The following is an 11,047-nucleotide window of genomic DNA, read 5'->3' as shown; positions in this document are numbered from 1 at the left end:
ACCAGCCAAACCACCTGCTCCGCGGGCAAGCGGCGTTGTCGGATACTCGCCCGTCCCGTGTAGGCCACCGCCTGCTCGATCCACTCGTAGGGCAAGTGCTCGCCCAGGCGAGCCCAGTCGGGCGTTTCCTGTTCTTCAGCGAGAAAATGGAGGGCGTCATCAAGCATGGGGACGCAGGTTAACAGCCTCCCTCACCGTTTACAACACCCAAAACGAAAACGCCGTTCAGGTCTTAACTGAACGGCATTACCCTTGCGAGGGGCGTTTTTTTTGCACCTGGCTTTTCGAGGCGCTAGCGGCGCAGCCGATCGAAACGCCGCGTATAGAGAATATCCGCGCCGTTGAAGGTGCCGCCGTACACCACCAGCGACCAGTAACGCGAGAGGTTGATCGTGGCCTTCACCGCGTTCGACGCCGACTGCAGGCCCTGCTCGTAGCCGATCACGAGACGCTGGTTGATGGCCTTCGCGATCATGACGACCTCGGTGTCGGTCAGACCCACCTCGCTGCGCCCGATCGAAAATTCGTCGAGGCCGATGCTCTGCGCAATGCGCTTGCCTTGCGCGCTGCCGAGCAGGGCGAGCGCCGTCGTCATCGCGCTCTGCTGGCCGAGGTTGTTGCCCTGGTCGGTGCCGTGGCCGAACAGCAGCCAGGAGAGCTTTTCGTTATCGGGCACGTTGGGCTCGGAAACGAGCCGCACCGACGGCGCCTGCACGGTGCCGGTGACCTGCACGCCCGCCTCGACCTGCTGGTTGCGCCGCATGGCGAGAATGTTGATCCCTGGGTTGCCCACCGGCCCGTTGAACGTGAAGAAGCCATTTTCGATATTGAGCTTGGTGCCGAACGCCGTGTACGTGGAGCCTTCGGTCACGCGCACGTTGCCGACTGCGCGCAGCGGGACGTCCGGCGCACTGTTGACCGTAATCGTGCCCGCCAGGCCCAGATCCGCGCCGTGCCCGCGGAAGCGGAAGTCGTGGCCGAGATCGATGTCGACGTTTGCACGCGGGGCAAAACGCGGCGCGGGTTTGGTCGACGCCGTTTCTTCGATGGGCGGCCGGCCGCCCACCGTCGTGCCGTCGGGGCGCACGATCACGACGTCGTCGCCGAGCGACGGCGCAGGTAACTCGGGCATGTCGAAGAGCGCGTGATCGACGGTGAACTTGCCGTCGATCTGCATGCCGCCCAGATGCCCGCCGTTGGCGATGCTCGCGCTGCCGGACAGCGACAGCTTGCGGTCGGGCGAAGCGAAAAGCTCGAGCTTGTCCGCGACGATGCTCGCAGTGAGATCGGGCTCGGCGTTGTCGAGACGCACCTGCCCCTTTGCGCGCAGCGTGCCGCTCGTCGCGCCGTGGAACTCCACCTGCTGGAAGTCGACCAGGTTCTGCGAGAGCGCGATGCGGATTACGCCATCCTTCAGCTCCACGCCCTGGTCGACCACGGTGGCCGAGATGTCGTCGCCGACCAGCGAGCCCGTGAGATTCGGCTTCGCGACCGTGCCGCCGAGCGCGAGCTGCAGGGCGAGATGGCCGTCGAGCAGATAAGTCGGGCCGAGCATGCCGCCCGTGTTCCTGAGCGAGGGCACGTTCGCCTTGATGGTGCCGCCGATCGGCGCCTCGTCCGCGACGGTGAGAACGCCGTCGCGTGGCATGAGCGTCGTGTAGGCGTCGATGTCGAGCACGCCCACGCGGTTCGCCTGCGCATGCGCCGTGAGCGTGAGGCGGTTGCCGCCGCTGAAGGCCGCGCGCACGTTGAGGTCGCCCACGCCGAGCGAGGCAAAGCCGCGGCCGACCTCGGTCGTGATGTCGCCCGAGCGGCGCTTGATCTGCACGTAGCCGGTGGCCGTCGGGCCGACAGCGAAGTCCCAGTCGCCGTCGAAGACCAGGTCGGTCCTGAGCGTGGACGGCACGCCCGTGAACTGCTGCCGGATCTGCATGATGCGCGCGAGCGACACGTTGGTGAGCGTGCCCGCCGAGCGGATGCGGCCATGGTCGAGGTCGAACGATTTCAGGTCGAGCGACGCGCCTTCCCCCGTAATACGCGTCGCGCCGAGCGTGACCTTGCCGGGGCCCGCGCTCACCGTGAGAGGCGACTGCAGTTTCACGCCGGGCACGCCGCGGTTCTCGAGCTGCGTGACCGTGCCGTTCCAGCGCGTGCCTTCGCGCGTGTCCTGGAGGCCGCCGTTGGCCGCCACCACGAAATCGATCGGCTGGCCCTGGACCTTGCCCTTCGCGCTCGCGGTGAGCGTGTGCTTCGCGCGCGTGCCGTCGAGGCGCGCGGTGAGCGTCGTGATATCGACGCCCGCCACGGCGATGTCGCTCGCGTCGGTGCTGAAAGCGAGCGCGCCGTTCGCGCCGTCGCGCGCGAGCGCCCGGCCCTCGGCATGGCCGACGCGGTTGTCGCCGAACACCACGTGGTCGGCCTTGTAATCGAGCGAGACGTCGGGATGCGCGAAGGTGCCGGTCACGTCGCCGTTCGCCGCGAGCTGGCCCGCTATGCCAAAGCCGAGCCGGTCGAGCTGCGGCGCATCCACGCGAAAGCGCAGGCGGTCGCCCCGCGCGCCGAAGCTGCCTTGCAGATCGACGGTATTGCCTGCGACCGAGAGGTTCGCGCGGCTTGGCAGAATACGCGAGCCCGCCAGCTGGATAAGGCCCTCTCCCGTGAGCGGCAGGTCGTCGTAGACGCTCGGGCCGAGCTTGAACTCGGCCCGCGTCGTGAAGGTGGGCGCGAGCGTGCCGCTCGCGTTGAGCGTGCCGTTCACGCGCGCCTCGATGCGCCGGGCCGCGGGACGCGCGGCGGGTCGCGGCTTCGCCTCGTGCTGGGCCGCCCCGCCCCGCTCGGTCTGCTTCGCGTTCTCCACGCGCTTTTGCTCGGCGGCCTGCTCGCCCGTTTGCGCGGGATTGAGCGACGGGTTCAGCGCCGGATTGAGCGCGAGATTGCGTTGCGGGTTGAGCGCGTCGGCGGCGGGCTGCGCCGGGGGCCGCGGCCGGGCGGCCGGTGCGGGCGATTTCGCGGCCGTGCGCGCCGGCGTTTGCGACGTGAGCGACAGCGGATCGAAATTGGTCAGCACCGCCTTGAGTTGATAAGTGGAGCTGGCATCGTGCTTGAGCGCGCCCGACAGGTCGATGCGCCCCGCCCCCGAAGTCAGCCGCACGTCGTTGAGCGAGAGGCGCGCGGGGTCTTGCGTGACCTTGCCCTGCACGCGCAGCGCCGCCTTCGGGTCGGCGAGATCGAGCGTGACGCTTTGCACGTCGCCGTTCAGCCGCACGCCGACCGGCCCCGCGAATTGCGTGGCGCGCACGCTCGACTGGATCGCGTTGAGGTCGAGCCCCGCCACCCTCAGGTCGAACCGGCCGTCGCGCCCGCTGATCGTACCGCCGCCGGTGATCGTCGCGTTCTTCACGAGACGCACGGCGAGCTTCGGTATGCGCTGCGTCTTCGCATCGAGCACGACGTCGGCGTGGGCGTCGATGAGCGGCAGCAGCTTTTCGTCGATGGCGCCCGGCTTCGCGTTCACGATCGAGACCGCGCCCGCCACCGTGAAGCCCGCCGCATTGCTGCGCGCGCGCGCCGCATCGGCCGCCGCCGAGGCTGCAGCCGCAGCGTCGGGCTTCGCGCCGCCGGCCGGCGCCGATGCCCGCGCCGGCACGGAAGCCGGCGTCACGCCCGACACCGCCGCCGTCCCCGAAGCCACCGCCGCGAGCGCCGCCGGCACGCCCGCCGCGCCGCCAGGCACCGGCTGCAACTGCGCACGCACCGCGAGGTCGGCGAACGGCGCGCCCGGCGCAAACGCCTGCGGGTTGACATGGTCGAACGAGAGCGTGACGCGCTGCAGCGGCACGGAAGCGAACGGCGTGGCCTCCACATGCGCGCGCCCGGTGAGCTTCATGCCGCTTGCCTCGACATCGGCCGTGAGCGCCTCGAGCGAGCCGGCGAGGTTTGCGCTGACCTTCACCTCTTCGCCGTTCACCTTGCCGGAGTAGCCCAGGTCTCCCGTGAGCGCGAACGGCCGCACGCCATTGAGCTTCGCCTCGGCGCTCACCGCGCCAAAGGGCGTGTCGAGACGCTCGATGGCGGCCTCGTGATGGCGGCCGTCGCTGCGGCCGTGGAACTGGAAGTGCGAGAACTCGTTGGTCGAAGTACCTTCATGCACGGTGAGCTTGTCCACCTGCAGGTCGCGGATCTCGAGCCCGAGCGGCAGCTGCAGGTTTTCCGGCAGCTTCATGGGCGAGGAAGGCTCGTGCGACGGCACGACGCGTATCTCGATGTCGCCGGCATGCAGATAGTCCACCACGAAGCGCCACGGTTTCTGGCCGAAGCCCTGCAGCTCCCATTGGCCGCCGATGCGGTCGACCTTGAGCGTGGTGCCGTCCGTGCCGCGCCAGCTCACGTTGGAAAAGCGCACGCCGCTCGCGAGCGTGCCGCCTTCGAGCCGGCCCGCGAGCTTGCCGTCGAGCAGCCTGACTGCCGCGCGCCACGCGTAGGCCGTGCCGCGCTCGGTGGTCAGCACGCCATAGAGCAACCCGGCGACGAGCCCGACGAGCAGCACCGGCACGACGATCGCCCAGGCAAGCGCCTTCCAGAGCCGCGGCCCGCGGCGCCGCGGCGGCGCACCGTCGCCGCCCGCGCCGCCATCGCCGCCATTGGCTCCATGGTCGCCGGGTTCGCCGCGCGCTTCATCGTCCGGGCTGCGGCCAGCTTCTTCCGGCGGCACCGCGAACGTGGCCGGCAGCCATGCCACCGCAGCAAAACGGCGCGCGCTCATGCGGCCCCCTCGCCGTGCGGCGCAGGAGGCGTTGCGAAGCGGAGCAGCGAGCACGTCATCATCAGAAGGCGATCCCGAGTGTCAGATAAGGCCGCACGCTGTGAGTGCGAAAACCATAGGCGAGATCGAGGTTGACTGGCCCGACGGGGCTGCGCCAGCGCGCACCGATACCCGCGCCCGGATCGAACTGCTTTTCGCCCCAGGTGTCCGTGGCGGCGCCGACGTCGAAGAACGCCGCGCCGCCCCAGTCGTGGCTGAACCAGTGCTGGTACTCGGCTGAGCCGGTGACGAGATACTTGGTCGGCAGGATCGAGCCCGACTGGTCGTTACCGATGCTCTGGAACGAGTAGCCGCGCACCGAGTTCGAACCGCCCGCGCGGAACAGCAGCGACGCGGGGATGCCGCTCGACGGGCCGCTCGTGAACACGCCGCCCAGCTCCGCGCGGAACACCATGATGTCGCTGTGGCCGATCGGCAGGTATTGCTGGCCGCGCATGTAGGCGCGCAGGAAGGTTTGCTCGGCGCCCGCGTTCTTGAGCGCGAAGCCCGCCTCCATCCGGATGATGTTTCCCGAGCGCGGAAAGAGCGGGTCGTCGACGTTGCGGCGCGTCCAGCCCCAGGTCGGCACGAGCGCATAGGCCCGCGAGGACGGCCCCACGTTCTGCGTAAGTCGGTCGTCGTAGAACATCAGCGCGTACGCATAGTCGATGTTCTGCGAGGTGCGCGTGCGCTGCACCCCGACGCGCGCGCTATAGATGTTGGTGTCCGAGACGTCGGTCGTCGTGTAGGAAGCGACGAGGCTGTTGGTCCAGGCGCGCGGACCCGGCGGCATCGAAAGCTGGACCTGACCGAACTTCTGGATCTGGTCGAGCCGCCCCTGCACCTGGAACGGCCACGCCGCCCCGAACGTGTTCAGGTAGGTGTACGAGCCCTGGACGTGCGCGCCGGTGTCGGTCGAATAACCCACGCCGCCGCGGAAGTTGTTGTACGGAAACTCGCTCACCTTCACGTGCACGGGCGTCTCGAGCGGCTTTTGCGTGTTCGCGTCGACGTCGATCGCCACGCTCGCGTAGTACGGCGTGTTCTGCACCTGGCGCTGCAGCTCGGCCACGCGCTTCAGGTCGTAGACTTCGCCCGGCGAGAGCGGATTCACGTTGTCGATGATGTAGCCCGGATAGCGCTGCGGGCCGGAAACGTCGAGCTTGCCCAGCGTGAAGGTCGGTCCGCTGTCAAACGTTACCGAAAGTTGCGCGTCGTGCCTGAGCGGGTCGACCCGCGCCTCCGAAAACGTGATCTTGGCGCCGAGGTAGCGGCGCGCCTGCAGCGCCTTGAGCGAGGCGTTCTTGGCGTCGTCCCAGCCCGACTGCGTAAAGGCATCGCCTTCGTGCAGCGAGAACGCGAAGCGCGCGGTGTTCTCCTGCGCCGGGTCTTCCGTGAGGACCGGGCCGCGATAAACGAGCTTCACCGACGAAATCGTCGTGCGCGGCCCCGGGTCGACGCTCACCCGGACGTGCCGCCTGCCGTCGGTCGTACGCACGTCGGTGCGCACGACCGGCGTGAAATAGCCTGCCGTCGAGGCGAGGTCGCGCACCTGCTGCGGCGTCGCGGTCACGAGGAACTCGAACTGGTCCTCGTTCACGTCGGCGCGCGTGGCGAAGCGCGCGATGTCGAGATGCGCCTCGAGCAGCTTGCGCAGGTCGCGCGGGCTAGCCTGGATATCGACGTCGTAGTAGGTGCGCGGGCGCATCCACGGCAGCAGAGTGCTCAGGATGTCGGCCCGGGCGGGCGGCGCCAAGGCGCAGAACACGGCGAGGCACACGATCAGGCGCGCGGCGAGCCGTGGCCGCGCCGCCCGCGAGGGGCGCCGCCGTGCGCACAATGCTTCGATCACCCATCCCGCCAAACGCCACCTCCGGCCGTCGTAGAACTGATTGCCACCGGTTGCGCCGCTCGCGCGCAGGGCACGGGAAGCGGCAACGGGCGCAAACGCGTTATTTCACCACATCAGCGCGTCAAAACCCCAGGAGGAGGTGCAAAGCGTGCCACAACGGCAGGCGCGTCCGGACCGATGGCGCGCGGGGGGGCGGCCTCGGGGATGGCGAACGCGTTCCGCCCGGCTCGGATGTTCCGCGGCGTTGGCTTGCGGTAAAATTGCCGCCGACAGAATGAACGGCGCGGCGCAATCAGGCGCCCCGCCTTACTGGACGGACGTCAGCCATGTATCAGTCGGACATCACGCAGTTCATCAACCAGCTCAAGCAGCAAAAGCCGCAGCTCGAAGAACAGCAACGCAAGGGCCGCGCGCTCCTGTGGGACAAGCAGCCGATCGACCTCGACGAGCGCGAGCGCCAGCAGGCTTCGCGCGTGAAGCAGACGTCTTACGTCTACTACCAGAACTTCTGATGGCCGAGGCCGACGGGGCCGGCGCGCCGCCGCCAGGCGAGCACGCGGCCAGTCACGCGGGCCACGCTGCCGGGCAAACGCCCGGTGAGGCGCTGACCACGCCCGCAACCGACTCGACGCCCGACACGGTCGACGGCGTCGCGTTTGCACGCCTTTATGGCGAGCCGCTCTTCAAGCTCCCGCAGGATCTCTACATTCCGCCGGACGCGCTCGAAGTCTTCCTCGAAACCTTCGAAGGCCCGCTCGACCTGCTGCTGTACCTCATCCGCAAGCAGAACTTCAACGTCCTCGACATCCCGATGGCCGAGGTCACGACCCAGTACCTCGGCTATGTCGAGCAGCTGCGCAAGACCAATCTCGAACTCGCGGCCGAATATCTGCTGATGGCGGCCATGCTCATCGAGATCAAGTCGCGCATGCTGCTGCCGGTCAGGAAGGCCGACACCGGCGAGGAAGCCGAGGACCCGCGCGCCGAACTCGTGCGCCGCCTGCTCGAATACGAGCAGATGAAGCTCGCCGCCCAGCGCCTGGACCAGTTGCCGCAGCTCGGCCGCGACTTCCTGCGCGCCGAGGTCTATATCGAGCAGAGCATCACGCCGCGCTTTCCCGACGTGGACAGCAACGACCTGCGCGCTGCGTGGGCCGACGTCATCAAACGCGCGAAGCTCGTCCAGCATCACAAGATCTCGCGCGAGGAACTCTCGGTGCGCGAGCACATGAGCATCATCCTGCGCCGGCTCCAGGGCGAGCGCTTCATGGAGTTCTCCGAACTGTTCGACACCACGCGCGGCGTGCCCGTCGTGGTCGTGAACTTCATCGCCATGCTGGAGCTGTCGCGCGAATCGCTCATCGAGATCACCCAGCCCGAGCCGTTCGCGCCGATCTACGTGCGGCTTGCGTATTTGCCTGCCTGATCCCCGGCCCGGTCTTGCCGGAGTCGGCCCGCGGTGGGTCAATAAATAGGACCGCATCACGCAGGCACCCCCGCCGGGCCCCACAGCGGAGCGCCAGGACAACCCCTTACCCGAGGCGGGTGCGCCGCATTCACAAATCCACTACAATCGCCCGCGCCTGCCCGGTCTCGTCCCACATACGAGGCACACCGCGCCACTCGCGCGGACTGGGCGCGCGACGTCCGCTCGCGGCCCTTCGTCCGGGTCTCTCGCTTGCGGCCGTGCAACCCAAGTCTTGCCCCGCGCGAGGCATAAAGCATCCGATCATGAAAGTCATTAGCTCGATTCAGGAATTGCGCGACCAGTTGCGCGGCCAAAACCGCACGGCGTTCGTGCCGACCATGGGCAACCTGCACGAAGGCCATCTCTCGCTGATGCGCCTCGCGCGCCAGCACGGCGACCCGGTCGTGGCGAGTATCTTCGTCAACCGGCTGCAGTTCGGCCCGAACGAGGACTTCGACAAGTATCCGCGCACGCTTCAGGACGACATCGAGAAGCTGCAGAAGGAAAACGTCTACGTGCTGTTCGCGCCCACCGAGCGCGACATGTATCCGCAGCCGCAGGAGTACCGCGTGCGCCCGCCGCACGATCTCGGCGACATTCTGGAAGGCGAGTTCCGCCCCGGTTTCTTCGAGGGCGTGTGCACGGTCGTCATGAAGCTGATGTCGTGCGTGCAGCCGCGCGTGGCCGTGTTCGGCAAGAAGGATTACCAGCAGCTCATGATCGTGCGCGCGATGTGCAACCAGTTTGCGCTGCCAACCGAAGTGATCGCCGCCGAAACGGTGCGCGACACCGACGGCCTCGCGCTCAGCTCGCGCAACCGCTACCTGAGCGAAGCCGAGCGCGCCGAGGCGCCGCAACTGGCGGGCGTGCTGCGCGCGATCCGCGAGTCGGTGCTGTCGGGGCGCCGAGACTTCCAGCAGCTCGAACTCGACGCCATGGCGACGCTCGCCGCGCGCGGCTGGAAGCCCGACTACATCGCGATCCGCAAGCGCGCGAACCTGCTGCCGCCCTCGCCGGGCGTGGCCGGCGACGCCGAGTCGCCGCTCGTCGTGGTTGCCGCCGCCAAGCTCGGCGCGACGCGCCTGATCGACAACCTCGAGATCTGAGGGCCGTGGGAGGCCGCGCCGCCCCTTCACCCAGATCCCCAGATTCCGTTTACCCGCGGCGGGCCGCGCGCCCGCTCGCCTGAGGAGACCCTCCATGCAACGCCATATGCTCAAGTCGAAGATTCACCGCGTCGCAGTCACGCACTGCGAGCTGCACTACGAAGGCTCGTGCGCCATCGATGAAAACCTGCTCGAAGCGGCGAACATCGTCGAAAACGAGCGCATCGACATCTGGAATATCAACAATGGCGAGCGCTTCACGACCTACGCGATCAAGGGCGAGCGCGGCAGCGGCATGATCTCGCTGAACGGCTCGGCCGCGCGCCGCGCGCAACTGGGCGACCTCGTGATCATCGCGGCCTTCGCGAACGTGGAAGAGGAAGAGCTCAAGGCCGGCTGGAAGCCGGACCTCGTGTTCGTGGACGAGAACAACCGCATCAAGGGCAGCCGCGACCACGTGCCCACCCAGGCCTGGAGCTAAAACGCGGGTCTGGCCGGCGCGGCTCATCGGGCCCGCGCCGCTGTACCTGCGCGCTTATTTGCCGTCGACCCAGCCGATAATCGACTGCCACTGGTCGAGGTCCTTCTCGACCCGGCTCTTCGCGACGTCCCACAGCGTGAGGCCGTGCGCGGCGAGCTGCACGTAGTTCTGCGTGTCGCGCAGATAGCCCAGCACCGGCAGCTCCAGGCCCTCGACGAAGCGCTGCAGCTGCTCGGCCGAGCGCGTGCGCGCATCCACCCGCATGCCCACTACGCCCACCTGGATCGCCCCCTTGCGCACGGATTTTTCCTTGGCGAGGCGGTTCAGGAAGTCCTGGGTGGCGAGAATGTCGAACATCGAGGGCTGCAGCGGCACGATCACCTTGTCCGCCAGCTCGATGATCGCCTGAAGCCGGTTGCCGTGCAGGCCGGCGGGCGTGTCGAGGACTGCGTGCTCGAGTCCCTTTGGCGGCTTCGCCGGGTTGTCCAGATCGACCTGCCAGCTTTCGATGGCCGGCAGCGTCGCGGGCCGCAGATCGAGCCAGGCGTGCGAGGACTGCTGCCGGTCGAGGTCCGCGAGCGCCACCCACTCGCCTTGTGCGGCGAAATAGCCGGCCAGATTGGTGGACAGCGTGCTCTTTCCCACGCCGCCCTTGGGATTCGCCACCACGATTACCGTCATGAATGCTCCCGTCAGGATGGCTGGCGCATGGCCAGCCGGATTGCCGTGATTTTTGCGTGATGCGTTCTTCGATACCTGGGGAGGCGCCTTGCAGACGAGCCGGCGCCCCGAATCAACCGTCCGATATTATCGGCAAATTGCGCGCCGCCGAAGCCCCCCGCGAGCGCGCACCCGCAATGTTCATATCAAATCAAGGAGACTGACCGAGCATGAGCACGCTACGCCACGACATCACGATCGAAACCCTGCTCGAGAGGCAGCGCGGCCGCCTGCCCGATTTGCTGGGCTTTCGCCCGCTGGTCCTCGAGCAACGCCTGCTGCGCGCCGAACTCGACGTGCGCAGCGACCTGCTCGCCCCCAATGGCTTCCTGCACGCCGCCACGGTAATCGGCCTCGCCGACACGGCCTGCGGCTACGCCTGCCTCGCGCACCTGCCGCCCAGCGCAAAGAACTTCACGACCATCGAGATCAAGAGCAATCACCTCGGCACCGCGCGCGAAGGCACGATCTCGGCCGTGGCGACGGGCGTGCATCTCGGGCGCAGCACCCAGGTCTGGGATGCCACGGTAAGCGGCCCGGACGGCAAGACCATCGCGCTGTTCCGCTGTACGCAGATGGTGCTTTACTGAGCCGGTCAGCCGCGCTTTTAGCTGCGCTG

9 protein-coding genes are annotated in these 11,047 nt (G+C 67.9%); 5 read left to right on the top strand and 4 right to left on the bottom strand.

Going from position 1 to position 11,047, the window contains the following annotated elements; all coding sequences use genetic code 11:
* The 3 genes from M3I53_RS30125 to M3I53_RS30115 form a co-directional block, all read right to left on the bottom strand.
* A partial coding sequence (locus tag M3I53_RS30125; RefSeq protein WP_254319455.1) for a transposase domain-containing protein occupies positions 1-167 on the bottom strand: 167 nt, incomplete at its 3' end.
* 125 nt (positions 168-292) lie between these two features.
* The gene (locus M3I53_RS30120) at positions 293-4,762 is read right to left on the bottom strand and encodes a translocation/assembly module TamB domain-containing protein (protein WP_254319450.1); all 4,470 of its coding nucleotides are present in this window, start codon (positions 4,760-4,762) and stop codon (positions 293-295) included.
* 61 nt (positions 4,763-4,823) lie between these two features.
* Complete coding sequence (locus M3I53_RS30115; protein ID WP_254319454.1) at positions 4,824-6,509, bottom strand: autotransporter assembly complex family protein; 1,686 nt, start codon at positions 6,507-6,509, stop codon at positions 4,824-4,826.
* 470 nt (positions 6,510-6,979) lie between these two features.
* Here M3I53_RS30115 and M3I53_RS30110 point away from each other — a divergent pair, with 470 nt between their 5' ends.
* From M3I53_RS30110 to panD, 4 genes are all read left to right on the top strand, one after another.
* Positions 6,980-7,165: a DUF3460 family protein gene (locus M3I53_RS30110; RefSeq protein ID WP_069265440.1), complete on the top strand. Its 186-nt coding sequence runs from the start codon at positions 6,980-6,982 to the stop codon at positions 7,163-7,165.
* Complete coding sequence (locus tag M3I53_RS30105) at positions 7,165-8,079, top strand: ScpA family protein (protein ID WP_254319449.1); 915 nt, start codon at positions 7,165-7,167, stop codon at positions 8,077-8,079. The genes M3I53_RS30110 and M3I53_RS30105 overlap by 1 nt, the downstream gene beginning before the upstream one ends.
* Positions 8,080-8,384: 305 nt before the next feature.
* Complete coding sequence (gene panC, locus M3I53_RS30100; RefSeq protein WP_254319448.1) at positions 8,385-9,227, top strand: pantoate--beta-alanine ligase; 843 nt, start codon at positions 8,385-8,387, stop codon at positions 9,225-9,227.
* Positions 9,228-9,321: 94 nt separating this feature from the next.
* Positions 9,322-9,708 carry an aspartate 1-decarboxylase gene (gene panD / locus M3I53_RS30095; protein WP_069265442.1) on the top strand — a complete coding sequence of 129 codons (387 nt, stop codon included), beginning with the start codon at positions 9,322-9,324 and terminating at the stop codon, positions 9,706-9,708.
* Positions 9,709-9,762: 54 nt separating this feature from the next.
* On the opposite strand, the gene M3I53_RS30090 is transcribed toward panD, so the two are convergent.
* Positions 9,763-10,389 carry a ParA family protein gene (locus M3I53_RS30090; protein WP_254319447.1) on the bottom strand — a complete coding sequence of 209 codons (627 nt, stop codon included), beginning with the start codon at positions 10,387-10,389 and terminating at the stop codon, positions 9,763-9,765.
* A gap of 209 nt (positions 10,390-10,598) precedes the next feature.
* Between M3I53_RS30090 and M3I53_RS30085 the strand changes: the two genes are divergently transcribed.
* On the top strand, positions 10,599-11,018 hold the full coding sequence (locus tag M3I53_RS30085) for a PaaI family thioesterase (RefSeq protein ID WP_254319446.1): 420 nt from the start codon (positions 10,599-10,601) through the stop codon (positions 11,016-11,018).
* The last annotated feature ends 29 nt before the right edge of the window (positions 11,019-11,047 follow it).

It is taken from the genome of Paraburkholderia sp. CNPSo 3272, from assembly GCF_024206495.1.
Lineage (GTDB): Bacteria > Pseudomonadota > Gammaproteobacteria > Burkholderiales > Burkholderiaceae > Paraburkholderia.
This window is presented reverse-complemented; position numbering and strand designations above follow the sequence as displayed.

Bases quoted from the DNA above. Each gene is read 5' to 3' on its own strand.
- M3I53_RS30120 (WP_254319450.1), bottom strand. From the start codon at position 4,762: ATGAGCGCGCGCCGTTTTGCTGCGGTGGCATGGCTGCCGGCCACGTTC.
- M3I53_RS30085 (WP_254319446.1), top strand. From the start codon at position 10,599: ATGAGCACGCTACGCCACGACATCACGATCGAAACCCTGCTCGAGAGG.
- M3I53_RS30105 (WP_254319449.1), top strand. From the start codon at position 7,165: ATGGCCGAGGCCGACGGGGCCGGCGCGCCGCCGCCAGGCGAGCACGCG.
- M3I53_RS30110 (WP_069265440.1), top strand. From the start codon at position 6,980: ATGTATCAGTCGGACATCACGCAGTTCATCAACCAGCTCAAGCAGCAA.
- M3I53_RS30115 (WP_254319454.1), bottom strand. From the start codon at position 6,509: ATGCGCCCGCGCACCTACTACGACGTCGATATCCAGGCTAGCCCGCGC.
- M3I53_RS30090 (WP_254319447.1), bottom strand. From the start codon at position 10,389: ATGACGGTAATCGTGGTGGCGAATCCCAAGGGCGGCGTGGGAAAGAGC.
- panD (WP_069265442.1), top strand. From the start codon at position 9,322: ATGCAACGCCATATGCTCAAGTCGAAGATTCACCGCGTCGCAGTCACG.
- panC (WP_254319448.1), top strand. From the start codon at position 8,385: ATGAAAGTCATTAGCTCGATTCAGGAATTGCGCGACCAGTTGCGCGGC.